General features: G+C 68.7%; 16 protein-coding genes and 4 pseudogenes. 7 read left to right on the forward strand and 13 right to left on the reverse strand.

The annotated features are described in order from the left end of the window. Positions 1-197: 197 nt before the first annotated feature. From ABZU69_RS20435 to ABZU69_RS20455, 5 genes and pseudogenes are all read right to left on the reverse strand, one after another. A pseudogene (locus ABZU69_RS20435) lies at positions 198-413 on the reverse strand (transposase); the annotation flags it as partial. Positions 414-649: 236 nt separating this feature from the next. Further along, the gene (locus tag ABZU69_RS20440; RefSeq protein ID WP_354965914.1) at positions 650-901 is read right to left on the reverse strand and encodes a hypothetical protein; all 252 of its coding nucleotides are present in this window, start codon (positions 899-901) and stop codon (positions 650-652) included. 75 nt (positions 902-976) lie between these two features. Beyond that, positions 977-2,179: a glycosyltransferase gene (locus ABZU69_RS20445; protein WP_354965915.1), complete on the reverse strand. Its 1,203-nt coding sequence runs from the start codon at positions 2,177-2,179 to the stop codon at positions 977-979. Between the two features lie 218 nt (positions 2,180-2,397). After that, entirely contained in the window at positions 2,398-3,819 is a 1,422-nt protein-coding gene (locus ABZU69_RS20450; protein ID WP_354965916.1) for a hypothetical protein, read from the reverse strand. A 166-nt stretch (positions 3,820-3,985) separates the two neighbouring features. Further along, on the reverse strand, positions 3,986-6,154 hold the full coding sequence (locus tag ABZU69_RS20455) for a bi-domain-containing oxidoreductase (RefSeq protein ID WP_354965917.1): 2,169 nt from the start codon (positions 6,152-6,154) through the stop codon (positions 3,986-3,988). Between the two features lie 173 nt (positions 6,155-6,327). Here ABZU69_RS20455 and wecB point away from each other — a divergent pair, with 173 nt between their 5' ends. Further along, positions 6,328-7,410 (forward strand): UDP-N-acetylglucosamine 2-epimerase (non-hydrolyzing), encoded by a 1,083-nt coding sequence (wecB, locus tag ABZU69_RS20460; RefSeq protein ID WP_354965918.1) that lies wholly within the window; start codon positions 6,328-6,330, stop codon positions 7,408-7,410. Between the two features lie 329 nt (positions 7,411-7,739). On the opposite strand, the gene ABZU69_RS20465 is transcribed toward wecB, so the two are convergent. Both ABZU69_RS20465 and ABZU69_RS20470 read right to left on the reverse strand, forming a co-directional pair. Further along, positions 7,740-8,963, reverse strand: a complete 1,224-nt coding sequence (locus ABZU69_RS20465) for a hypothetical protein (RefSeq protein ID WP_354965919.1) — start codon at positions 8,961-8,963, stop codon at positions 7,740-7,742. A gap of 28 nt (positions 8,964-8,991) precedes the next feature. Beyond that, complete coding sequence (locus ABZU69_RS20470) at positions 8,992-10,128, reverse strand: glycosyltransferase (protein WP_354965920.1); 1,137 nt, start codon at positions 10,126-10,128, stop codon at positions 8,992-8,994. A 1,055-nt stretch (positions 10,129-11,183) separates the two neighbouring features. On the opposite strand from ABZU69_RS20470, the gene ABZU69_RS20475 reads away from it, so the two are divergent. Further along, a complete protein-coding gene (locus ABZU69_RS20475; RefSeq protein WP_354965921.1) occupies positions 11,184-12,530 on the forward strand; it encodes a UDP-glucose/GDP-mannose dehydrogenase family protein in 1,347 nt (448 codons plus the stop codon). 353 nt (positions 12,531-12,883) lie between these two features. Beyond that, a complete protein-coding gene (locus ABZU69_RS20480) occupies positions 12,884-14,782 on the forward strand; it encodes a nucleoside-diphosphate sugar epimerase/dehydratase (protein ID WP_354965922.1) in 1,899 nt (632 codons plus the stop codon). Between the two features lie 31 nt (positions 14,783-14,813). Here the strand turns inward: ABZU69_RS20480 and ABZU69_RS20485 are convergent, their stop codons facing one another. Then, complete coding sequence (locus ABZU69_RS20485; RefSeq protein ID WP_354965923.1) at positions 14,814-15,191, reverse strand: glycerophosphodiester phosphodiesterase family protein; 378 nt, start codon at positions 15,189-15,191, stop codon at positions 14,814-14,816. Between the two features lie 9 nt (positions 15,192-15,200). Here ABZU69_RS20485 and ABZU69_RS20490 point away from each other — a divergent pair. Further along, positions 15,201-15,389 (forward strand): annotated as a pseudogene (locus tag ABZU69_RS20490) (NAD(+) kinase); the annotation flags it as partial. 23 nt (positions 15,390-15,412) lie between these two features. Here ABZU69_RS20490 and ABZU69_RS20495 read toward each other — a convergent pair. Next, a pseudogene (locus ABZU69_RS20495) lies at positions 15,413-15,559 on the reverse strand (hypothetical protein); the annotation flags it as partial. 220 nt (positions 15,560-15,779) lie between these two features. Between ABZU69_RS20495 and ABZU69_RS20500 the strand changes: the two are divergent. Together ABZU69_RS20500 and ABZU69_RS20505 are read left to right on the forward strand one after the other, a co-directional pair. Continuing rightward, positions 15,780-18,883: pseudogene (locus ABZU69_RS20500) on the forward strand (M14 family zinc carboxypeptidase). A gap of 91 nt (positions 18,884-18,974) precedes the next feature. Next, positions 18,975-19,892 carry an NAD(+)/NADH kinase gene (locus ABZU69_RS20505; RefSeq protein ID WP_354965924.1) on the forward strand — a complete coding sequence of 306 codons (918 nt, stop codon included), beginning with the start codon at positions 18,975-18,977 and terminating at the stop codon, positions 19,890-19,892. A 110-nt stretch (positions 19,893-20,002) separates the two neighbouring features. Here the strand turns inward: ABZU69_RS20505 and pgm are convergent, their stop codons facing one another. Both pgm and glgC read right to left on the reverse strand, forming a co-directional pair. Then, the gene (gene pgm, locus ABZU69_RS20510; protein WP_354965925.1) at positions 20,003-21,646 is read right to left on the reverse strand and encodes a phosphoglucomutase (alpha-D-glucose-1,6-bisphosphate-dependent); all 1,644 of its coding nucleotides are present in this window, start codon (positions 21,644-21,646) and stop codon (positions 20,003-20,005) included. A gap of 47 nt (positions 21,647-21,693) precedes the next feature. Beyond that, on the reverse strand, positions 21,694-22,926 hold the full coding sequence (gene glgC / locus ABZU69_RS20515; RefSeq protein ID WP_354965926.1) for a glucose-1-phosphate adenylyltransferase: 1,233 nt from the start codon (positions 22,924-22,926) through the stop codon (positions 21,694-21,696). A 70-nt stretch (positions 22,927-22,996) separates the two neighbouring features. On the opposite strand from glgC, the gene glgA reads away from it, so the two are divergent. Then, a complete protein-coding gene (gene glgA / locus ABZU69_RS20520) occupies positions 22,997-24,208 on the forward strand; it encodes a glycogen synthase (RefSeq protein ID WP_354965927.1) in 1,212 nt (403 codons plus the stop codon). Between the two features lie 62 nt (positions 24,209-24,270). Here the strand turns inward: glgA and ABZU69_RS20525 are convergent, their stop codons facing one another. Continuing rightward, positions 24,271-24,726 carry a type II toxin-antitoxin system VapC family toxin gene (locus tag ABZU69_RS20525; protein ID WP_354965928.1) on the reverse strand — a complete coding sequence of 152 codons (456 nt, stop codon included), beginning with the start codon at positions 24,724-24,726 and terminating at the stop codon, positions 24,271-24,273. After that, on the reverse strand, positions 24,716-24,955 hold the full coding sequence (locus ABZU69_RS20530) for an AbrB/MazE/SpoVT family DNA-binding domain-containing protein (RefSeq protein WP_328425678.1): 240 nt from the start codon (positions 24,953-24,955) through the stop codon (positions 24,716-24,718). Before ABZU69_RS20530 ends, ABZU69_RS20525 begins: the two co-directional genes overlap by 11 nt. Between the last annotated feature and the right edge of the window lie 40 nt (positions 24,956-24,995).

A 24,995-nucleotide genomic window follows, 5' to 3' on the forward strand; every position in this document is an offset into this window, starting at 1 on the left:
CCAGCCCACGGCAGGTCGGCGACATCGTCCGCGCCGCTCTCCACCTCACCCATTTCGAATACCGATACCTACCGGATTCTTGTTGAGATCACGTCACTAGACGAACGGCGGTGAACGGCGAGTACGCCGCTGCTGGGCCGAAGACCATCCGGTAGGGACCCTGGACCGGGCGAACTACCGCGATGGTCGGCGTTGCTCGGGATCGTCGCGGCGATCCCGCGTCGGCGCAGGTAGGCCCTGTTGGCCTTCGAGGTGTACGTCTTGTCGGCGAGGACCCGGTCCGGTCGGGTCCTCGGGCGGCCGGTGGTCAAGCGGGGGACGCGGATGGCGGCCAGGACCGGGATGAACTGCGGGCTCTCGCCGCGCTGCCCGGCGGTCAGCCCGATCGCGAGAGGCTTCTGCCCCTGCTGATCCCCAGTGGCGTTGACCGCGACGTCTACGCCTTTCGCCGCCCACCGGCCGCCGCGCGCCCTCGCCACGCCCGACTTTCCGCAGCTGGTGAACATGCGGGCGCCTAGACACGAACAAGAACCACAGTTCCTGCTGCGCGACTTCCACCGTTCACGCCAGGTAGCCCGACGCCAACTGGCCGATCACCGGGGAGGGTGAGTACCGCTCGCACCTGGAGCGCACGTGTGACGAGCTCGGTCTACGCGGCTCGGTGCGCCTCGCCGGGCAGTTGCCGCCGCAGGAAGGCGCCGCCATGCTGGCGATCGTCGGCCGCTCGTTGCCAGTGCCCCACGACGCCGAACGACCCGGCCCGTACCAGATCAAAGACCTCCCGGAAGCCCGCCTCACGGGAGCTGCGACCACCGCCGCTGTCCACGCCACTGATGGGCACGAGCGCGACGCAGGCAGTGGCCATGCGGATGCTCGTGCTCGCCACCACACCGGCCAGCACGGCACAAGGAAGGAACCGGCAGTGACCGGGATGCAGAGGCTGCGCGGACCGCTGCGGGTCTCCGCCGCGGGTCTGTCATGCGCGCTCCACCTGCCGATCGCCAATACCGCCAGCCACCACCACTGGCGCGACCGCCCTACCCGTAAGACGCGCGAACAGCTCATCCATGAGCGCCACGCTGGAAACCTGGCTGCCCAGCCAGGCTTGGTACGCATCGAGCACCCTGGTCCGCAACGCGCGCAGCTCTTGCGGCGATATGCGCGCGAGAAGGGACAGGTGCTCTGCGAACCCGTCCGTGTCGGACCAGAACAGGGCGACGCCGCCGGCCTGGCGCGCGAGATCGGTCCACGGCGTCGCGTCGGAGATCACCGGACACAACCCCGCGGCCATGGCCTCCCGGATCGCGTGGCCGAAATTCTCCCCGCCGGTCGGAAGGAAGAACACCTGCGCCCAGGAGAGCGCCTCGGCCACGTCCTCATGCCGTACCGGACCCACGAACTCCACGCGGACGTGCCGTGGCAGCCGCGCGACCAACTCCTGGCAGTGGTGGTAGTACGCCTGATCCGATACGGGGCCGATCACGCGCAGGTGTACGGGCTCGGCCACCCTACCCACGGCGGCTATCGCGCCCGCGAGGTTCTTCTTTGGGCCAATGCGCGAGAAAAAGCAGACACGCAGCGCACCGGATGGCGCCGCAGTTTCGCCGGGCTGTTTGGCGTCGACGCACTCCTCGGGTTCGAACGCGACGGAAACCAGCTCGACCGGCCGACCGGGCAGCCACCTTCTGATGCTGTCCATCTCATCGGTCGAGGTGCAATGGATAGTCGCCCCGAGCCTGGCCAGCAGGAACCGCAAGGCGAGGAGCCCCACCCGTTTGCGCCGCGTCTTGAGCGCGAGCGCGCCGGACAGCAGTTCGCCCCTTGGCGCGAGCAGCACCGGCCGACGCCCGACCAGGCCAAGACACATGAGCGTTAGCGGAACCAGGGTGAACTCCCGGTTCCACAGACTGTTGAAGTAGTACACGTCATGGCCCAGCCGCACGAAACGGCGCATCGCGCGAAGATACGCCAGGCGTCTGCTGATATCGACATACATCACGTGCCGGCGCCGGAACTCGACGACCTCCCCCGATCGCGCGACGGGGAACGGTTCTGCGTCACCGGCGTCCCTGTCGCACGTGAAGACCGTATACGTGATATCCGAGTCGCGAGCGGCAGTGATCGCCGAAACGCTGCGGATGGGTCCGCCGGCGCGGTAGGCGGGCACGAAGTAGCCCACGAACACGCCTACGCGAACCTCCCCAGTCCGGTCAGGCTTTGGCATCCGGGCCTCCGCTCAGATCACGACGGGCTTCGCCGCGCCGCTGCCGGACGACCTTTTCGACGGCACGGCCGGGCTCGCGTACCAAGGCGTAAACACCGACACGCACGCCACAGAACTGCTCCTTTGAAGTCCATCATCGCTTCTATGCTGATCACCTCTATTCTCAAGAAAGGTCACAACTGTGAGGGGATAACGCGGCCCCGTTCCTCCAGGGATGGGCTCACCTGCTTGGTCCCCTCGTTGCCGCGCACCTCTGAAATCGCAAATCGGACCTTCCCAGTCGGTGTCCGTTGCACTTCGTCAACTCGGACGTAGTTGACCTCCACCGCCTGCCCGACAAACTTACGAAGTGAGTGGTCCAGCGCTTCCAAAGAGCTTGCCGACCACCCAACAGACGGCACATATCTCACGGTCAGGCGTCCGTTCTCGTGCTGAATAACCTGCGCCTCCGCCAGCCCGAGGGCAGGTGCGAAAGCGGCACCTGGCGCGGTAAACCGACCATCGGGAAGGACAATGAGGTCAGCCTCTCGGCCGTCTATAGACGCGACAACCCTTCCCGCACGCCCGCAAGTGCAGTGATGCTTGTCAGCGACCGCAAGATCGCCAGTAGCGTATCGCAGCAACACAGTAGCCCCGTTGCCGTACGGCGTCCCAACAATCTGAGACAACCCACCACCCTGATTGATCAGCTCAACCTCGGCGAAGTCTTCATCGACATGCAGCCGGCCTTCGACACATTCAGAGATATTCGCGACCTGTTCGGCGAGACCGTAATGTTGGACTGGCGTCACACCGAATGCACCTTCGATGCCCTTCAACTGCCAAGGCGTTAGATTCTCGCCGCCAAGGGTGAGGACGAGAGGCTGGTAGTCAAGACCTACGCCTCTCTCAAGCATACATCTTGCCAAACTCGCAATAACTGACGGAAACCCGTGAATCCACGGCAAACGCGAGCGATTGAGCTTGTCAACGTAACACTTCACGGTGGCTGGCGATATATGGTGCCCACTGAAACGCACTTCACGGCCTGGGTAATTCGTTCTCCAGTACGGCACGCCCTGGCTCTCTTCGATAACGCGCTTTCCACCAAAGAAGGCACACCACGTGGCTCTCGTGATCCCATGCCAATGCCTGTAGCGCCACCAAACAGCCCACATTTCCGCGATCGCGTTGACATCCTTACGTATAGCCAGAGATGATCCTGTTGTGCCGGAAGTCAGGACGATGCTATCGCCCTTCGCCCACGGGCGAGCAAGGAAATCGTTCGGACGGTCACGCACCTCGGTTTTGTGCGTCAAGGGTATTTCAATGAAGGCACTGTCGTCGACCAGGTCACGCCATGTTGCGCCCATCCTTTCGAAAACACTCTTGTAGTACGGGGTACGGGATGCATATTCCAGGACAGCAGCTCGCCTAGTTTTGCGGAATATTGATACCCGCTCTGGATCCCACATATCTCGCTCCTCGTACTCGGCAAGGCGCCGATGGAAGAGCGCTCCGTACCTCTGTCTATTCACTCCCACGCCAGCAACCGACATCAGCATGTTCTGGGCCATTGCCGGAAGCCGGAAGTAGACGTCATCCCGATTAATCACAACACATCCTTGTTGTTTCGGCTAGGCGGTGCAGGCGAGATGAGATCCACTCCTGCACAGCTCGCCTTTGTGCAACGCAAACAGTTGCATTCGTGTGCAGGCGCTCATCCACTTGGCGCCGAACGTGCCTGTCCTCGCGCACCTTGAGTCAGCCGCGCTTGCGTGTTCATGAGCTGAACCCGGCGCCCACGGCGATCGCAGGGTCCACCTGCGTCAGCAGGCGCGACGGGTTCACCTGGATGCCGGCCAAGGCGGCGACCACCGACAGCGCGGCCTTCGTCGTACCGAGTGATGCTTCAAGCTCCGGTTGGTCGGGCGTGTCCCCGGCGATCGCCGCGCGCACGTGGGCGAGCAGTTCCTGGTGTCCCTTGCCCACGGGTACCCGCTTTACCACCACGCCGTCGATCTCCAGGCGCCGGAAGTCGTCGATCACCACGGTGTGCCCGCGGCCGAGCACTTCCACGCGTTCCTTGGGGGTACGCCGGTGCCCGCGCGTGCAATACGTGATCGTCGCCGTGGACCCGTCGGCGTACCCGAGCAGCACGCTCACGTCCTCTTCCAGCGCCGTTTCGCCGCGACCGCTGCCGTGTGCGTGAACGACGCTCGGCTGCTCGCCAACCAGCCACGACGCGAGGTCGATGAAGTGGCACACCTCGCCGCAGACGCGGCCGCCCTGGCGCCGGTCGTAGTACCAGTGCGAGTGGGGTAGCGACCCGGCGTTGATCCGGTAGGCGACGGTCAGCGGCCCGGATCCGGTCGCCAGGGCCTCCCTCGCGCGTACCACCATGGGCGCGTGCCGGCGGTTGAAGCCGGCGAACAGGTGGCCCGAGTTGCGGTCATAGGCGGCCGTGAGCTCGTCGAGCTCGCCCTGGCTCAGCGCGAGTGGCTTCTCGACGAACACGTGCTTGCCGGCGTCGAGCGCCTGCACCGCCAGGCGGGCGTGAGAGTCGTGGCGGCTGAGGATGAACACCACGTCGATGTCATCGCGGGCAAGCAGGTCCTCGACGGTCGGTACCACGACGGCGATGTCGTTGCGCTGCGCGAGGTGTTGCGCTGACAGGCCCTTGGCGGAGGTGACGGCGACGAGATCGTCCGCCCAGCCGGCCGCTTTGAGCGCGGGCAGGAACGTCGCCTTGGCGTAGTTCCCGGCGCCGATCAGCCCCGCCCGCAGCCGCGGCGAGCTGCGGCGCGGCCGGATCGTGATCGCGCTGCGGGACGGCTGCGCCGGGGCCGCATAGCTGAGCTGCACCGCGAGCGAGCGTGGGTCGGAGTCCAGCACGTCGTATGCCGCCGTGGCCTGCTCCACCGGAAAGACATGCGTGACCAGGTCATCGACCGTGACCCTGCCACTGGCCACCAGGTCGAGGTACGCCTCGATGTTGCGCCGCGCCGTCCAACGCACGTGGCCGATCGGATAGTCGACGCCCCATTCCTCGTAGGTGCGGTCGTAGCGGCCGGGGCCGTAGCTGCGCGCGAACCGAAGATCCAGTTCCCGCTCGTAGAACTTCCTGCGGTCGAGCTCCAGCCCGACGTCACCGACGACGACCAGCCGGCCGCGATCGCGGGCGATCTCGGTAGCCCGCGCGACCGGCTCCGACGACCGCGTTGCCGCCGTGATCAGGATCGCGTCGACGCCGCGGCCACGGGTGATCTCCAGGATCTCTTCCGTGGTCGGCGCGCCGGCCTCGACCAGACCGACCGCGCCTGCGCCTCGGGCCAGTTCCGCCGTCCAGTCACGTAGATCGATGCCGATGACGTTGAGACCCGAGGCGAGCGCCAGGCGTACCGTCAGTTGCCCGACGAGGCCGAGGCCAAGGACCGCGACGGAGCCGCCCACACCCACCTCGGCCTGCCGCAGTCCTTGCAGCGCGATGGCCGCGACCGCGCCGAAGGCGGCAGCCTGGTCCGATACCGCCTCGGGGACTGGCACCGCGAGCAGACCGGGCACTGCCTGATATTCGGCGTGCCCCGCCGATGCCGTGGCCACGCGCATCCCCGGCCGAATGCCATCGGTCGCGGGACCGGCGGCGACGACGACACCCGAGGCGCTGTACCCGAGCGGCATGTCCTCGTCGAGCCGGTTGCGCACGGCGGCGAGCGTCGAGCGGACGCCCTCGGTCCGCGCCTTGCTCACGACCTGGCGGACCAGATCCGGCCGCGCTCGGGCCTTGCGCAGCAGGCTCGCCGAGGCAAGCTCACGCACGGCGCGCTCGGTGCCCGCTGACAGCAGGGACCTGCGCGTGGCGACGAGCACCTCGGTGGCGCCGGGCTCGGGCTGCGGTACCTCGGCGACCTTCAACTCGCCGCCGGATACCGACTGGACAACTTGCTTCACTGGGCGTGCCTGCCTTCGCGGAGAACGTCGGGTATGCGGCTGGCGGCGCACCAGGGCGGCCGCTGCGCCGCCGGCGTATCGGTCAATCACGATTGTAAGGGATTAAACGCATCGGAGGGGATGACTTGTACTATTAGTACATCTGGTCAACCCGGAGTGCCACGAGGAGACACATGTCAGCCGCCGTTGTCCTGCACGTCGCGGGCGCGCGCCCGAACTTCCCCAAGGCAGCGCCGGTGATCCGGGCGCTCGACCGTCACGGTCTCCGGCAGCTGCTCGTCCACACCGGACAGCACTACGACGAGCGGATGTCGGAGGTCTTCTTCCGCCAGCTGCGCCTGCCCGAGCCCGACATCAACCTCGGCGTGGGATCGGGAAGCCACGCGTGCCAGACCGCCGGCATCATGGCCGGCCTGGACGAACTGATGACCGCGACCCGCCCGGCGCTCACGGTCGTCTATGGCGACGTCAACTCCGCGCTCGCCGCCGCCCTCGTCGCGACAAAGCTGGGGATCCCCGTCGCGCACGTCGAGGCCGGCCTGCGCAGCTTCGACCGGTCGATGCCCGAAGAGATCAACCGCATCGTCGTCGACCACCTGTCCGACCTGCTGCTCGCGACAAGTGCCGACGCCGTGGCACATCTCGGCAACGAGGGGACCGCGGCAGACAAGATCCACTTCGTCGGCAACCCCATGATCGACACGCTCCTGGACAACCTCGACCGCTTCGACGTCGCCGGTATCCGCGCCGCGCTCTCGCTGCCCGACCGCTACATCGTGGCGACGCTGCACCGGCCGGCCAACGTCGACGATCCCGCCGGCGTGATCGACCTGGTCAAGGCGATGCACGCGGTGGCCGACCAGCTCCCGGTCGTCCTGCCGCTGCACCCGCGCGGCCGGCACCACCTCGAGAACGCGGGCCTGCACTCGCATCGCGCGCTGCGCGTGGTCGAGCCGCTGGGCTACATCGAGTTCGTCAGCCTTCTACGCGGCGCGGCGGTCGTCGTCACCGACTCCGGCGGCGTACAGGAGGAGGCGACAATGCTCGGGGTGCCGTGCCTGACGCTGCGGCCCAACACCGAGCGCCCGGTCACGATCACCCACGGCACCAACCGCCTCGTCACCCGGGCGGCGCTTGCCGAGGCCGTGGCAACCACGCTGGATGCGGGGCGGCCCGCTACGTGGCGTACCCCGCCGTTGTGGGACGGCAAGGCCGGCGAGCGCATCGCGGAGATCATCGCGGGTGTACTCAGGTAGCCAGCCCACATCCCCACGGTCCGGCGGCCCGACCTGCACCGACGGTAGGTGCCCTGGAACTCGGTGCGCTGCCCTGCGCGCTGATTCCTTCGCTCCGCAGCACGACGAACACCGTCTCAACGAGAATCGGCAGGTCCAGGCCGAGGCTGCGGCGGTCGACGTACTCGACATCGACGAATGCCTGGCCGCATCGGCGATCTTCTACCCCTCGGCCGTCGAGGCGTTCGGCTATCCGCTCGCTGAGGCCCGGGCGTACGGCATGCCGATCATCAATCTCACTCGCGATTGGCGATCCGGCACCACTGGCATCTCGGATCCGGTCGGCGATGTCAGACGCGAAGTGCCAGGTGCGGATCGAGTGCGGGTGCTGGATGCCGCCCTGTGTTCTTCTCGCGTTTGGACAGCATGATCGCCAAGAACACGGGGGATGCCGATACGGTGTGCTGGAGCAGCCCGATCACCGTGTCGGGGTAGGTACTTACCCAGACCAGGGGACCGGCGATGACCAGGCATAATAGACAGAGCCGGACGGGTCCCGGTCCTCGTCCCACCGAAAGCAGGCTGGCGACCACAAGTGCCCACAACCCATAGTAAATGACGACCCCGACCGGTCCGTCGAGGAAATACACGGTCCCCAGCGTGAGGAAGTTGAATGAGGACGTGGCGCTGCCACCGAGATGTTGATTGATCTTCGCTCCGGTGGAGATGAGTGGCCGCTCCCGGTCCACGATCCTCGGCACGAGGCCGTACCGGGGAAAGTCTGCAATTCGTGGCTGACCGACGTCAACGGGAACCTCAAAGCCGCTGGCCCGGGTGAGCTGGGTATCGAACCGCAGCCGGTCGATGGCGGAGTTGTCGGAGACAGCGATGCCGTTCGCGACCCGGATCTCGTTCCGAGCGTTGAAGATCGTCGGCCAAACGAGGAAGAGCACCGCCACGGCCACGACGACGTAGCGAAACCTGATGGCACCAAGTATCAACCCCGCGGCAAAGACGAACGTCAGGTAGCCGATGAGCGGCGCTGATATCGCGGTGAGGAACACCAGGCAGACCTGCACTCCGATGAGCGCCAGCGTCCAGCGGTAGAAGGCTCCGCGACGGGCGCGTCCGGTCAGGAAACTGGATAGGAGCAGCGCGAACGCGACGTACTTCCAGCCCGCCACGAGCGCGCTGGCGCTGGCCACGGGGGACGCCGCGACCGTGCCGGACACCTGAGTGAAGATGGTGCCCCGCCCAGCCATCGTCCCGGCGACATCGGCGATCATGCTGCCGATCGCGACCAGCCGGGCGATCAGAAAGATTTTCGGATGGTCCGTCCGGGTGGAGATTGTTTCCTGACGCCAGGTCTTCCGGCGCCAGATCAGCAGCGCCGCGGTCTCCACCAGTGTCGCACCCGCCATCGCCAGCGCCAGCAGCTCCAGGATGAACCCGGTCCCGGGGTTGTGGTTGATCACTGCCATCGGAACGATCAGAACGGCATAGGGCGCCAGGAGCAGCGTGGTGACTGGATAGCACTGCAGAAGCGCGAGCGGCAGTGACTGGGACTTGGTCACCGTGGCCGTCGTGGCCGGTTCCGTCATCTCAGTCCTGCCGTCCGTGCCCGGCCGGAAGCGGCGTGGTTGACGACGGCCCGAGCAGCCCGTCGTAGACGGCGATGAACCGATCGATGGCGGCCCGGGAGGAGAACTGCGCCACGCACCGGCTCCGGCCGTTGATGCCCAACTCCCGCCCCTGCCCGGCCAGCACGGCCAGGACCCGCTCAGCGAACAGATCCGGCACGTCGTCGAGCTTGGCCAGCGGCACGAGCCAGCCGGTGACCCCGTCGACGATCGTCTCCCGGGCACCGTGGGTGTCGGTCGATACCACCGGGAGGCCGCACGCCATCGCCTCCAACACCGATATGCCCAGGCCCTCCTCATGGGACGTCTGGAGAAAGACCGAGGCGGTCCGGTACAACTCGACCAGTTCGGTGAGGGCGACGTCGGAACGGACGGTGACCCGGGACTCCAGCCCGAGTTGCCGCACCAGGGCGTGGATGATCGGCGCCGGAGTGCCCCGGCCGGCGAGCACCAGGGGTGGGACAGCGGCGTCCGCCGCCACCATGCGCGCGTAGGCGCGGATCATCAGGTCGAGGCCCTTGCGTGGCTCGCCCAACCGGCACACAGACAGCAGGTGGCCGTCGCCACGCCAGCCGGACGGCGCCGGCGAGAACCTGTCGGTGTCCACCCCCGGCGGTGCCTTGACCACGTGCCGCTGCCCAAGTGACATCACGTAATCCAGCATCGCGGCGTTCTCGACGAGCACGGCGTCGGCAGCACGCAACGCCACTCGCTCGATCCGGGTGGTGACGCTGGTCATGAGCTGACGCCAGCGGCGCACCGGCATGGGCCAGGCGGCCAGGCGGGATGCGCGCTCCCAAACGACTGGACTCGCCACTTGCATCGCGACCGGAACTCCGGCGGGCAACGCGGCGGCCGCCAAGGCCGGTGAGCCGGAGACCACCTGGACCAGGTCGTAGCCGCGCAGCGCGGAGGTCAGCTCACGTCGGGGCCGGTAGCGCATGGCCTCCACCTCGACGGCGTTCGCGCCCCAGTGGCGCACCGCGGGGTCCTCGACGTCCAGCCTCAACAGGCTCGACCGCGTCCAGGACGTCGGGGCCAGCAGGCGGCGACTCGACGGATCACGGCTGGAGGTCGCCAGGTCGTGGATGTCGACCACGTACGCAGCGGTCGCCGCGAGGTTGGCGGCTAGCCACCGGGCGACGGCGGGTACCCCGCCCCCAGTACGGAAACCAGATGTGACGAGGGCCACACGTCGCCGCTGCGGCGCCGTCCCCCGTCCCTGCGACGCCCCCAGTGTGCTGTCCAGAATCACGTAACTACCACTCTCTCGACAGACGCCCCATCGCGGTGGCGACGGGGCGAAGTTCGGCCGCCAGCGACATCGGCGGCCGGGAGTCGCGCAGGACCCGCGGCGTCTACGGACGTGAAGGCAGCCGGGCCGGGCTCCCCCCCACGGCTGCACCTCGGTCAACGACCGAATCAGCACTGGGACACGCGGCCGCCCTGCCCGTAGGAAATTTGAAATCGGCGCGCAAGAGCCGCAACGCATCGGAGTCCGGGGTCCCACGCGATGCCGCGGCGAAGACGTGCAGCCGATTGCGTTCCGGCGGCCGGCGGGTCCGCTCGCACCGCGGGAGCCACCGTCACGGCCGGTCTCCGTGGTGGACTTTCAACCGAAAAACGTGAAACAAGCGTCTCATCCTGATCGCGGTGGCTAAGTATGTATTGCCCACGTTCGGCCAGGCCCCCGCGGTTCGGAAGACCCAACGTGGCGCACCGCCGGGTGAACGTAGCCACGAGAGAGCTCACAGGGAGCGCAGATGCAGCTGACCGACTTCCAGTTCCGCCGCCTCGAACGGGTGCTGCTCGATGCGGTTGACGGCGACCGGCGACCGGCGCGCAGAGCGGTGCGGAACAGGATCGCGGCCCGCTGAGCGTCGTAGCCGACAGCGGCCGACTCATCGAAGGCCCTGCGCTAGGACCTCTGCCCAGGACGGACATGCAGCGCTGTCGCTACCGGATCAGCCGAAGCGCACCTCATTGGAGCCTCAGATATCACCCACCACAGCCGTACGCCCCAGCACATCACTGGGGCGCGGACCCAACAACGCCTGCCACGGAGGCCTGACCGTGACCAACCAGCGCCCCACGCCGCTGGCCGACCCCGATAGGGCGGCAGTCACCCCGCCGTCGGGTGCCCCGCGTCCCCGGTTGGCCTTCCTCGGCACCGGATACCTCGGCACGACGTACGCGATCTGCTTCGCTGAGATGGGCTACGAGGTGCTCGGCTTTGACGTCGACATCGACAAGATCGCCAGACTGACCGATGGCGAGGTGCCGTTCCATGAGCCCGGCCTGGACGAACTACTCAAACGCAACCTTGCCGCCGGGCGGCTAAGGTTCTGCACCAACCTGGCACAGACCGCCGAGTTCGGCGACGTGCACTTCATCTGCGTGGGCACCCCACAACGCGTTGACGGCGTGGGCGCCGACCTGTCCTATATCGAAGCCGTGGTCAGCGGCCTGGCACGGCACCTGACCCGCAAGGCGCTCATCGTCGGAAAATCCACCGTGCCGGTCGGCACCGCCGAATGGGTCGAACAACTCGTCGGGAAACACGCCCCCGCCGAACTGGGCGTCGAGGTGGCCTGGAGCCCTGAGTTCCTCCAGGAAGGCTGCGCCGTCGAAGACGTCCTGCGACCCAATCGCATAGTCGCCGGCGTCAACAGCGAGTGGGCCAGCAGCATGCTCTACGCCGCCCACAAGGGCGTGCTCGACCTGGCCGCCACCGAAGACCGCGAACTCCCCGTCGTGGTCACCGACTTCGCCACCGCAGAGCTGGTCAAAGTCGCCGCCAACGCCTTCCTCGCCACCAAAGTCTCGTTCATCAACGCCATGGCCGAGGTCTGCGAAGTCGCCGGCGGCGACGTCACCCAACTCGCCCGCGCCATCGGCTACGACCCCCGCATCGGCAACCGTTTCCTGCAAGCTGGCGTCGGCTTCGGCGGAGGCTGCCTCCCCAAGGACATCCGTGCCTTCCAAGCCCGCGCCCAGGAACTCGGCGCTGGCGAAGCCCTCCGCTTCCTCCACGAAGTCGACCTGATCAACCAACGCCGACGCACCCGCGTCCTGCAACTCGCCGCCGACCTGCTCGCCTGCCGCTGCGGCCCCGCTGGCCCCGATCTGTCCGGTACCCGCATCGCCGTACTCGGCGCCACATTCAAACCCAACTCCGACGACGTGCGCGACGCCCCCTCCCTGGCCGTCGCCGCCCTGCTGGCCAAAGCCGGCGCATACGTGCACGTCTACGACCCCCAAGGCATGCACAACGCCCGCCGCGCACAACCCGACCTCACCTACGCACCCACCATGACCGACGCCGTCCGCGACGCCGACCTCGTCTGCGTCCTAACCGAATGGGCCGACTTCCGCAACGCCGACCCCCACGCCCTCGGCACACTCGTCACCAACCGCCGCATCATCGACGGCCGCAACTGCCTCGACCCGGCACTATGGATCGAGGCCGGCTGGGAGTACCGCGGCATGGGCCGACCCTGACCCCCCGGACCGGGGCCGGTTGGGTGATCTCGTAATGAGCAGCATCCGGCTCGGGCTGATGTTCCGCGCCAGCCGGGAGTCGCCGAGGTGGTCCGAACCATCCTCGACCGGGCCATGCCTCGCGGCGCGGAACTCTACGCCGCGCACGCGACCGGGAGTTGGGCGCTGACCGGGTACCGCACCCCCGTGCCCCGGGCTACGGCCTCTGCGCGGCATGCGGCGTAAAACGGATCTAAAGAGCTAACGACTGCGAATACATCACAACTAGCCCTGAAAGCGGGCTAAATAGTTCTTACCTGACGAAGAGGCCTAGTACCCGCCAGGTGTAGCAAACCAGCACCAGGGAGCCATCGATGCAGCCCAGCGCAGCCGCGCCGACCCACACCCACGCAACCGACCGGCGGAAGGAGGTCCAGCGCCGCACCGCGGCACTGCTCGCCAGCGATACCGCGGCCTGGATCGGCGGATTCACCGTAGCAGCCTGGACCAGATACGAATTCGACCTCACCACCGGCCAGATCACCCGGACCCTCGGCGCCGGGCTGATCGCCGCCGCGCTGCATTCCACCATGGCCTTGCTCCGGCGCCGGTACTGGGGGCGACACCCGATCGGCAGCCTGCACGAGGTCCGAGCGTTGGCCGGCACGGCCGCCTGCACTGCGGCGATCATGCTGCTGGCCGCCGTTCTCTCCGTGACGGAGCGGCCGGTACCTGCCAGCACCCCGCCGATGGGCGCCGCGGTGGCCCTGCTCATCATGCTGTCCATCCGGACGGCGTACCGTCGTCGCCGCGACCGCGCCCTGCGGCCGAGTAGCCGTTCCGCGACTCCGGTAGTGCTCTTCGGGTTGGGCTCGGCCGGGCAAGCCCTGCTGCGCGCGATGGTGAGCGACCCCCGCGGCCGGTACCTGCCGGTCGGGTTGCTGGACGACGACCCGGAGAAGCAACAGATGCGCATCGACGGCGTACCGATGCTCGGCGGGCGCCGGGACATCGCCACCGCGGTCGCCCGGACCGGGGCGGCCACCCTCATCTTCTCGGTGGCCAACGCCGACGCCGGACTGATCTGCGAGGTCCGTACCGCCACCCTGGCGGCCGGGGCCGCCTTCAAGGTTCTTCCCCCCGTACGCGAACTGGTCGATCACCGGATCAGCGTGGCCGACGTACGCGACGTGGACATCAACGACCTGCTCGGCCGCCGGCACGTCGTTGCAGACATCAAGTGCGCCGACACGGGACTCGCCGGCCGCCGGATCCTGGTGACCGGCGCCGGCGGCTCGATCGGATCGGAGCTCTGCCGGCAGATCGCCCGCGCAAACCCCAGCGAGCTGTTGATGCTCGACCGCGACGAGTCCGCACTGCACAGCCTGCAACTGTCGCTGTCCGGCCGGGCGCTCCTGGATACGTCCGAGCTGATCCTCGCCGACGTGCGTGACGCCGAAAGGCTCGCTCGCATCATGACGGAACGCCGCCCGGACATCGTCTTCCACACCGCCGCGCTCAAGCATCTGCCTCTGCTGCAACAACACCCCGGTGAGGCCGTGCAGACCAACGTGTGGGGCACCCTCGCGGTCCTTGAGGCGTGTCGTGGGGTGGCGAAGTTCGTCAACATCTCCACCGACAAGGCGGCGAACCCGATCAGCGTGCTCGGGCACTCAAAGCGGATCACGGAACGGCTCACCGCGTACGCAGCGGCCAACTTCCCCGGGACCTTCCTCAGCGTCCGCTTCGGCAACGTGCTGGGCAGCCGCGGGTCCGTGGTCACCGCGTTCCGGGCGCAGATCGAGGCCGGGCTGCCGATCACGGTCACCCACCCCGAGGTGACCCGCTACTTGATGACGATCCAGGAGGCGGTGCACCTGGTGCTCCAGGCCGCCGCGATCGGCCGGGACGGCGAGGCGCTCGTACTCGACATGGGCAAGCCCGTTCGCATCGACGATGTCGCCCGGCAACTCGCGGCCCAGGCCCCCGGCCCCTCCAAGATCGTCTACACCGGGCTGCGGCCCGGGGAGAAACTCCACGAGGAGCTCTTCGGCGCCGGCGAGGCCGACGTCCGGCCGCTGCATCCACTGATCTCGCACGTCACCGTGCCCGCGCTCGACCCCATCGAAGTCAATTCCCTCGACCCCGCCGAAGAACCGGAGAAGCTGATCACACGGTTCGCCGCGCTCTGTGACCAGCCGGGCCAGCTACTTTCGGCCCCGCTGGTGCCCAAGAGCCGGTCGGCCGACACCCCCGCCCCGCCGCCGCCGTGAGCGGCGGCGCCGCGGCCGGGTGGGATTGCCGTCAACGCAGACCGTTGCGGATCACGACGCTGACCAGCAGATCCGGGTTGTCGGTGCTGATCCCGTCGGCGCCGAGGTCGACCACCCGCTGCATGATCGCCGGGTCGTCCACCGTGTACGGCACGACCTTGAGCCGGTCCCGCCGCTGCGGCACAGACACGTCCGGCCCGTGGTAGTAGGCGGGACTCTCCTCTTCCCGCTGCTCGTCGCGGAGATCTGCCTCGCCCCGTACTGAGTGGCCGCCCGGGCGCTGCTCGGCGGCGGATGGAGCCGGACCGCCGCGATCATCGGCGCAGCCAGCGCCGTAGGCGCCGCGGAACTCTACGGATTCGCCATTCCCGATCTGGGGGATGACGGGCGCCGCGCTGGCGTCCCTCACCCTGTACGCGCGGTGCAGGTGCGCTACCGCCGGGACGCCGGCCTGGTGGTCCGCCTGGACCCGCGCCGCTACCAGGAGCGCAACCAGCTCAAGCTGAGCCTGCTGGATCTCCCGCTGCTCCCCGAACAACTGCGCGAGATGCTTCCCGAGAACCTGCTCCGGCAGCTCAACCGCCGGGAACTCCCCCCGCCGCGCTGACCGGGCCGCCGGACGGCGGCGGCTCAGGCCTGCTTGAGCACCTCGGAGACGAGGTCCTTCGCCTCCTGCTGGATCCGGGCCAGGCGCTCCGGGCCCTGGAACGACTCGGCGTAGATCTTGTAGACGTCCTCGGTGCCCGACGGTCGGGCGGCGAACCAGCCGGACTCCGTCTTTTGTCCGAATATGCCGGTCCGACCGTAGCCGCTTCCGACACAGGGGCTCGCCCGATCGCCGAACATCCTCCGATCGGAGTACGCCGAACCGTCCACCCGGCCATCACCGGGGCAGCCGGATCGGCACGGTAAGCCGCCTCGCCCCGATCGACCTATTGACATCGATCACGCCGGCTCGAAGGCTCGCGCCTACAGGTCCTTCACCCAAGGAGGCGCGATGAGACCGAGACGACTGGCGTTCGCCAGCGTGGTCACCCTGCTCGGCGCACTGGCACTGACCCCACCGGCCAGCGCGGCCGCCGTCCGATCCGGGCGCCCGCGACGGCCTGGAGGTGTACGTCGGCACGGTCGACGCGAAACAGCGGGATCAACTGCGCGCGGCGGGGGTCGACCTCGGCCACGACGCGAAGACGGACTCGACCGGCCGCACGACGGTCGAGACGGTGCTCAGCCGTCGGCAGGCGAAGCGACTGGCCGGCCAGGGCGTCCCCCTTTCGATCAAGAAGGTGCGCGGCAAGGACGCCTCCCAGGCGCTGCGGGAGCAGGCGGCGGCCGGCTGGTCAGCGTTCCGCTCCTACAGCGAGCCCGGCGGCCTCCGCGACGAGATCATCGCCACCGCCGCGCGCCACCCGGGGCTGGCCAAGGTCGAGACGATCGGCCGGACCCAACAGGGTAAGCCGATCCTCGCGGTCAAGGTCACCAAGAACGCCCGGACGGTGCCGGACGGCCGCCGTCCGGCGGTGCTCTACGGCAGCGCCCAGCACGCCCGGGAGTGGATCACGCCGGAGATGACCCGCCGGCTGATGCACCACGTGCTGGACAACTACGGCAGCGATCCGGCGATCACCCGGCTGCTGGACCGGACCGAGCTGTGGTTCCTGCCGGTGGCCAACCCGGACGGCTACGACTACACCTTCACCCCCGGCAACCGGCTGTGGCGCAAGAACCTGCGCGACAACGACCGGGACGGGCAGATCACCACCGCCGACGGGGTCGACCTCAACCGCAACTTCAGCTACAAGTGGGGGTACGACAACGAGGGCTCGTCACCCGAGCCGAACAGCGACACCTACCGTGGCCCGGCGCCCAACTCGGAGCCGGAGACCAAGGCACTGGACCGGCTCTTCCAGCGGGTCGGCTTCGAGTTCTTCGTCAACTACCACTCCGCGGCCCAACTGCTGCTCTACGGCGTGGGCTGGCAGGTAAGCACCCCCACGCCGGACGACGTGATCTACCAGGCGATGGCCGGTGACGACGCCCACCCGGCGGTGCCCGGCTACGACCCGGACATCTCCGCCGAGCTGTACACCACCAACGGCGACACCGACAGCCACGCCTCGGTGCGCTACGGGACGCTGGGCTTCACGCCGGAGATGTCGACCTGTGAGTCCGCCTCGGCGGTCGACCCGGACGACGAGTGGCGCCCGGAGGACTGCGTCAGCGACTTCATCTTCCCGGACGACGAGGGCCTGATCGCCGGTGAGGTGGCCAAGAACCTGCCGTTCGCGCTGGCAGTGGCGAGCTCGGCGGGCAACCCGGACGACCCGGTGTCGGTGGTCGGCCGCAGCACACCGGACTTCGTGGTGGACACCTTCGACACGTCGTACGGGCGCAGCCAGCAGGTCGCCTCGATCACGCAGCGAGCGCTGAAGGACGTCCGGATGCACTACGTGGTCAACGGGGGCCGGCCGAAGACCAGCAAGGTTCGTGAGTGGCGCGGCGGCGAGCGGTACGGCGACGTCGGCGACGACTACTACGCCGAGCTGCGCGGCACGGTCACCGGCACAAAGCCGGGTGACCGGGTTGAGGTGTGGTTCACCGGGGTGAAGCCCCGCGGAGGCCCGGTGGCCAGTGAACGCTTCACCTACCGGGTGCACGGCGACATCGGCGGCAACGTGCTGGTCCTCGCGGTGGAGGACGTGACCGGGCTCAGCCCGGCGCAGACCGGCGGCACTGCGAAGTACGCCGACGAGATCGCCGCGTCGCTGACCCGGGCCGGCCACAGCAGCGATGTCTACGACTTCGACGCGATGGGGCGCAAGGCGCCGCACCCGCTGGGCGTGCTGTCGCACTACCGGACGGTCGTGTGGGAGACCGGGGACGACGTGATCCTGCGCTCCCCCGGCCAGGTCGCCGGCACCACGGCCCGGGCCGCACTGGACACCGAGCTGGCCGTCCGGGACTACCTCAACGAGGGCGGGAAGTTGCTGGTCAGCGGCAAGTACGCACTGTTCGCGCAGGGCGCCAACGGCTCGTACGTGTACCACCCGGACGCGCCGGCGGAGTGCACCGACGCCGAGGACGCCACCTGCCTGCCGCTGCTGAACGACTTCCAGCAGTACTGGCTGGGCGCCTTCACCTACGTGAGCGACGGCGGCACCTCGCCGGAGGGCGAGCCGTACCCGGTCGCCGGTGACGGCCCCGGGTTCACCGGGTTCAGCGGGCAGCTCAACGCCCCCGGGTCGGCGGGGAACCAGGACCACACCGCGTCGTTCCTGACCACCTCGACGTTCCTGCCGCCGGATCAGTTCCCCCAGTTCGCCAGCTCCGCGCCGGTGGGCTGGACCCGCCCGGGCAGCGCACCGTTCGACCCGCGCACCGGGGAGTGGTACTTGTACAGCGGCCAGGCGGACGAGTCGTACAAGCGGCTCACCCGCACCGTGGACCTGACCGGGGCGAGCAGCGGCGAGCTGCGCTTCTTCACCTCGTACGACCTGGAGGAGAACTGGGACTTCCTCTTCGTCGAGGCGCACGAGGTGGGCACCGACACCTGGACCACCCTGCCGGACGCCAACGGCAAGACGGGCACGGTCACCGGGGACAGCTGCGCCAGCGGCTGGGACGAGCTGCACCCGTTCATCACGCACTACCAGGGGGGCGGACTGCTCGCCGACCGGGAGCACCGGCAGCTGGAACGCGGCGACCGGTGCCTCGGGCGGCTGGAAGGAGTTCGTGGTCGACCTGTCCGGCTACGCCGGCAAACAGGTCGAGCTGTCGATCTCGTACGCCTCGGACTGGGGCACCCAGGGTCTCGGAGTCTTCCTGGACGACGCCCCAGTTCTGGTCGACGGGTCCGCCGTGGCGGAGACCTCGTTCGAGTCGGCCGACCTGGGCGACTGGACGGTGGCCGGCCCACCGGCCGGCTCCGGTGGTAACGCCAACGACTGGTCGCGCAGCCAGCAGGCGTTCGAGGAGGGCTCGGCGGTGGTCACCGCGGACACCGTGTACCTGGGCTTCGGGCTGGAGGGCCTGGCGCCGGCAGCCCGCGACGACCTGGTCGCCCGCTCGCTGACCCACCTGACCGGCCGGCCCCGCCGCTGACGGCGGCGAGGTGCGCCGGCGGTCCCCGGACCGCCGGCGCACCTTCGGGGTACGCCGGGCGTATCCGACGCCGATGTGATGAGCTGTACGGATGTCGGGGCTGGGTCTGGTGCTGCACCCCACCCGGGATGTCTCCGAGGTGGTCGAGATCATCGAACGGTGGGCGTCGCGCCACCACAAGTCGCTGATGGTGCGCGAGGAAGACCAGCACCGTGTGCCGGCCAGCGTCGAGCCGGTGCCGGCGGACGCGGTGGCCGTCCGCGCCGACGCGTTGATCAGCATCGGTGGTGACGGCACCATGCTGGGAGCGCTGCGTTCCGCCATCCTCGACCCGAAACCGGTGCTCGGCGTGCACCTGGGCAAGCTCGGCTTTCTGGTCGAGGTCGAACCGCCGGAGCTGCCCGAGGCGTTGAGCCGGTTGCTGTCGAAGGACTTCACCGTCGAGTCGCACGCCTGCCTGGCCTGCGACGTGTGCGGCGACGACGTCGTGGCGTTCAACGACATCGCCCTGGTCCGTCAGCCCGGCTCCGGCTTCATCACCGCCACCCTCGGGATCGACGGCCAGCAGTACGGCTACTACCGCTGCGACGCCGTGGTGGTCAGCACGCCGATCGGCTCCACGGCATACAGCTACGCCGCCGGCGGACCGCTGATCTCCCCGGCGGCGGACGTGGTGGTGGTGACGCCGTCGGCGCCGATGGCCGGCATCTCCCGATCGGTGGTGCTCTCTCCAGGGGAGAAGATCCGACTGGAGCTGGAACCCAACTCGGCGGCGGTCGCCGTGGAGATGGACGGGTTGGTGTTCCGGGACGCGGCGACCGAGGGGACCATCGACATCAGTTACCGCCGCAACGCCGGCCTGGTGGTCCGCCTCGACCCGCTGCGCTACCAGGAACGCAACCAGTTGAAGATGAGCCTGCTCGACCTGCCGTTCCTGCCCGAGCAGCTCCGCGAGCTGCTGCCCGAGGAGCTCCAGCATCACCAGCAGGATCGCCCCCCACCCTGCTGACCGACCCCGCCCACCCAGTTGACCATGAAGTTATTGCCGCCCGGCACGGCGTGTCGCGGCGATAACTTCATGATCAACGCGGAGGGGGTGGGGGGTGGGCCTGGGTGGGGTCAGGACTGGTTGAGCACCCCGTCTACCAGGTTTTTGGCCTCCTGCTGAATGCGCGCCAGGTGCTCCGGCCCCTGGAACGACTCGGCGTAGATCTTGTAGACGTCCTCGGTGCCGGACGGCCGGGCGGCGAACCAGCCGGACTGCGTGCTGACCTTGAGCCCGCCGATCGGCGCACCGTTGCCGGGCGCGCTGGTCAGCGTCGCGGTGATCGGCTCGCCGGCCAGTTCGGTGGCGGTTACCTGCTCCGGGGAGAGCTTGCCCAGCACGGCCTTCTGCTCCCGGGTGGCCGGGGCGTCGATCCGGGCGTACGAGGGCGCGCCGAACCGCTCGGCCAGCTCCGCCCAGTGCTCGCTCGGGCTGCGCCCGGTGCTGCCCAGGATCTCGGCGGCGAGCAGGCAGAGCAGGATGCCGTCCTTGTCGGTGGTCCAGGTGGAGCCGTCGCGGCGCAGGAACGACGCGCCCGCGCTCTCCTCCCCGCCGAAGCCGACCGCACCGTCCAGCAGCCCGGGCACGAACCACTTGAAGCCGACCGGCACCTCCAACAGCGGCCGACCGAGGTCGGCGGCGACCCGGTCGATCATCGACGAGGAGACCAGGGTCTTGCCCACCGCGGCGGCCGGACCCCAGTCGGGTCGGGTGCGGAACAGGTGGTTGATCGCCACCGCCAGGTAGTGGTTGGGGTTCATCAGGCCGGCGTCCGGGGTGACGATGCCGTGCCGGTCGGCGTCAGCGTCGTTGCCGGTGGAGATCTGGTAGTTGGCGCGGGCGGCGATCAGCGACGCCATGGCGTTCGGCGAGGAGCAGTCCATTCGGATCTTGCCGTCTCCGTCCAGGGTCATGAACCGCCAGGTCGGGTCGACCGTCGGGTTGATCACGGTCAGGTCCAGCCGGTGCCGCTCGGCGATCTCACCCCAGTACGCCACGCTCGCCCCGCCCAGCGGATCCGCGCCGATCCGCACCCCGGCGTCGCGGATGGCGTCGACGTCGATCGCCGTCGGCAGGTCGTCGACGTAGCTGGCGAGGAAGTCGTACTCCCCGGTGGTGTCAGCGGCCCGGGCCCGGGCGTAGGTGATCCGGCGGACCTCCTTGAGCCCGGCGGCCAGGATCGCGTTGGCCCGGTCCTGGATCCACCGGGTGACGTCGGTGTCGGCCGGCCCGCCGTTGGTGGGGTTGTACTTGAAGCCGCCGTCGTCGGGCGGGTTGTGCGACGGGGTGATGACGATGCCGTCGGCGAGCCCGCTGGTGCGCCCCCGGTTGTGGGTGAGGATCGCGTGCGACAGCGCCGGGGTGGGGGTGTAGCCGTCGCGGCTGTCCACCAGCACGGTGACCCCGTTGGCGGCGAGCACCTCCAGGGCGTCCACCGCGGCCGGCGCGGAGAGCGCGTGCGTGTCCCGGGCGAGGAAGAGCGGGCCGTCCGGGCCGTGCTCCCGTCGGTAGTCGCAGAGCGCCTGGGTGACCGCCAGGATGTGGTCGGAGTTGAACGCGTTGCGCAGGCTGGAACCCCGGTGGCCGGAGGTGCCGAAGGAGACCTGCTGCGCCGGGTCCGCCGGGTCCGGGTGCTCGGCGTAGTAGGCGGTCACCAGGCGCGGCACGTCGACCAGGTCGGCGGCCTCGGCGGGCTGGCCGGCACGGGGATGGGGCACGGGGGTCTACCTCCTCGGTACTGCGACGGACGACGGGCCGGCAGGGATCACAGCTCGACCTTCTGGCCCTTGCCGATCACCACGATGCCGTTGTCGGAGACGGTGTAGCGCTGCCGGTCCTTCTCCAGGTCGACGCCGATCTCGGCGCCCTCCGGGACGAACACGTTCTTGTCCAGGATGGCTCGTCGGATCACCGCGTGCCGGCCGATCTCGACACCCTCCATCAGCACCGAGCCCTCGACGTGCGTCCAGGAGTGCACCCGCACCTTCGGCGAGACGATCGAGTTTTCCACCAGCGAGCCGGAGATCACCACGCCCGGGGAGACCATCGAGCCGACCGCGCGGCCGACCCGCTCGCCCCACTGGTGCACGAACTTCGCCGGCGGCCACGGCGGCTGCTCCGTGTAGATCGGCCAGTCGAAGTTGTACATGTTGAACACCGGGTGCACGTTGATCAGATCCATGTGCGCGTCGTAGAACGAGTCGAGCGTCCCGACGTCCCGCCAGTAACCGCGGTCCCGGTCGGTGGTGCCCGGCACCTCGTTGTCCCGGAAGTCGTAGACGTTGGCCTCGCCCCGCTCGACGAGCATCGGGATGATGCTGCCGCCCATGTCGTGCTTGCTGGTCTTGTCCTCCGCGTCGCGCTCGACCGCCTCACAGAGCGCCCGGGTGGTGAAGACGTAGTTGCCCATCGACGCGTAGATCTCGTCCGGTGCGTCCGCCAGGCCGACCGCGTCGGTGGGCTTCTCGCGGAACGCCCGGATGCGCCGACCGTCCTCGCCGACCTCGATGACGCCGAACTGGTCGGCCATCGACAGCGGCTGGCGGATGCCGGCGACGGTCACCGCGGCGCCGGAGGCGATGTGGTCCTCCACCATCTGCCGCGGGTCCATCCGGTAGATGTGGTCGGCGCCGAAGACGATCACGTAGTCAGGCTGCTCGTCGTTGATCAGGTTGAAGCTCTGGTAGATGGCGTCGGCGGAGCCGGCGAACCACCAGGGGCCGCGACGCTGCTGCGCGGGTACCGGGGTGACGTAGTTGCCGAGCAGCGTGGACATCCGCCAGGTCTTGGTGATGTGCCGGTCGAGGGAGTGAGACTTGTACTGGGTCAGCACGACGATCTTGAGATAGCCGGCGTTGGCCAGGTTGGAGAGGACGAAGTCGACCATGCGGTACATCCCGCCGAACGGGACGGCCGGCTTGGCCCGGTCCGTGGTGAGCGGCATCAGGCGCTTGCCCTCCCCACCCGCCAGGACGATCGCGAGCACCTTGGCAGCCATGCCCCGACGCTATCCACCCGCGTCGCACTTCACCACTCGTACGGGGAGTCTTCTGCACTAGGGTGCGCACATGACCGACTCCTCCCCGGCCACCGGCTCCCTGCGCGTCGATCTACTGACCCGTGAGTACCCGCCGGAGGTCTACGGCGGCGCCGGCGTGCACGTCGAGTACCTGGCCCGGGAGTTGCGCCGCCTCGCCGACGTGCGGGTGCACTGCTTCGGTCTGCAGCGCACCGAGCCGGGCGTCACCGCGTACGCCGAACCGCCCGGCCTCACCGGCGCGAACGCCGCGCTGCGCACCATGGGCGTGGACCTGGAGATGGCCGCCGGCGCGGCCGGCACCGACGTGGTGCACAGCCACACCTGGTACGCCAACCTGGCCGGACACACCGCGAAGCTGCTGCACGGGGTGCCGCACGTGATGACCGCGCACAGCCTGGAGCCGCTGCGGCCGTGGAAGGCCGAGCAGCTCGGCGGCGGCTACGCGCTCTCCTCCTGGTGCGAGCGCACGGCGGTGGAGGCCGCCGACGCGGTGATCGCGGTCAGCGGTGGGATGCGCCGCGACGTGCTGGCCGCCTACCCGCAGGTCGACCCGGACCGGGTCCGGGTGGTCTACAACGGCATTGACACCATCCAGTACGCCCCGGACCGGGGCACCGACGTGCTGGAGCGGCTCGGCATCGACCCGGCCCGACCCAGCGTGGTGTACGTCGGAAGGATCACCCGCCAGAAGGGGCTGCCCTACCTGCTGCGGGCCGCCCGGGAGCTGCCGGCGGACACCCAGCTCGTGCTGCTCGCCGGCGCTCCGGACACTGCGGAGATCGCCGCCGAGGTGGAGGAGCTGGCCGCCGAGCTGCGGGCCAACCGCTCCGGGGTGGTCTGGGTGGCCGAGATGCTGCCCAAGCCCGAGGTGATCCAGGTGCTCACCCACGCCACCGTCTTCGTCTGCCCGTCGGTGTACGAGCCGATGGGCATCGTCAACCTGGAGGCGATGGCCTGCGAGACTGCGGTGGTGGCGACCGCCACCGGTGGCATCCCCGAGGTGGTGGCTGACGGTGAGACGGGCCTGCTGGTGCCGATCGAGCAGGCCGCCGACGGGTCCGGCCGGCCGCTGGCCCCGGAGAAGTTCGTCGCCGACCTGGCGGCGGCGGTCAACACGCTGCTGGCCGACCCGGCCCGCACCGCGCGATTCGGCAAGGCCGGCCGGCAGCGCGCAGTGAAGCACTTCTCCTGGGATGCCGTCGCCCGGCAGACGCTCGACGTGTACCGCTCGGTGAGGTAAGCAGTTTCCTCGAAAGTGCGCGGATCTTGACAGCGGGCGGCTGGACGACGACTGAGCAGCAGTCAGTCGGTCGGCGTGATCAGCGTCAGGGTCGGGAAGTACGTGCGGTATCGCGCCCCATCACGGGTCAGGAGGTTGTACCGGCACACCGCCGCATGCGCACCGATGTAGAAGTCGGCGACAGGCGATCGCTTCATGCCGCCTAACTTGCGGTACCGCGCGTAGGCCTTACCGGCAAGGAAGCCCGCCGGGTACGGAAGCTCCTCGCGAAGGAAGTCCCCCGCGGGCAACGCCTCGTCCAGCTCTTCGATACCGGCGAAACGGACTGACACCTCGGCGTACACGATCGGATTGATCACCAGGTTGCCGGCGTCACGAGCCTCGGCGAGGGCAACTCCCGACCACTCCGCCCACTTCGGGTCATCGGTCAGGATGTCCAGCAGCACATTGGTGTCGACCAGGGTCGTCGCCGCATCCGGCGAACGCGACGGCAGGGCGCGGAGCCGGTCACTCGCCACGCAGCAACTCCATCAACTCCTCGGTGGACATGTGCTCGGTCTCCTTGGCGCTACCCCGGCCTCGCATGTGGCGCACGAGGCGCTGCCCCCGGGTGTCGGCGCCGTGGACCCGCACGATGCGGAGAGCGCCGCCCTCCTCAACCACATCCACCTCATCGCCCTCGTGCAGGTTGTACTGGGCCCGCAAGGCCGCCGGGATGGTGACCTGGCCCTTGCTATTCAACCTCATACCCGACCTCCTGTCACGTGTCACATATGATACGCGATAC

The organism is Micromonospora sp. NPDC005206 (assembly GCF_040608175.1).
Lineage (GTDB): Bacteria > Actinomycetota > Actinomycetes > Mycobacteriales > Micromonosporaceae > Micromonospora.

What these genes read in the sequence shown, in the direction of transcription:
- wecB (WP_354965918.1), top strand. Translation starts at nt 6,328, where the DNA reads ATGTCAGCCGCCGTTGTCCTGCACGTCGCGGGCGCGCGCCCGAACTTC.
- ABZU69_RS20480 (WP_354965922.1), top strand. Translation starts at nt 12,884, where the DNA reads ATGCAGCCCAGCGCAGCCGCGCCGACCCACACCCACGCAACCGACCGG.
- ABZU69_RS20505 (WP_354965924.1), top strand. Translation starts at nt 18,975, where the DNA reads ATGTCGGGGCTGGGTCTGGTGCTGCACCCCACCCGGGATGTCTCCGAG.
- glgC (WP_354965926.1), bottom strand. Translation starts at nt 22,926, where the DNA reads ATGGCTGCCAAGGTGCTCGCGATCGTCCTGGCGGGTGGGGAGGGCAAG.
- glgA (WP_354965927.1), top strand. Translation starts at nt 22,997, where the DNA reads ATGACCGACTCCTCCCCGGCCACCGGCTCCCTGCGCGTCGATCTACTG.
- ABZU69_RS20530 (WP_328425678.1), bottom strand. Translation starts at nt 24,955, where the DNA reads ATGAGGTTGAATAGCAAGGGCCAGGTCACCATCCCGGCGGCCTTGCGG.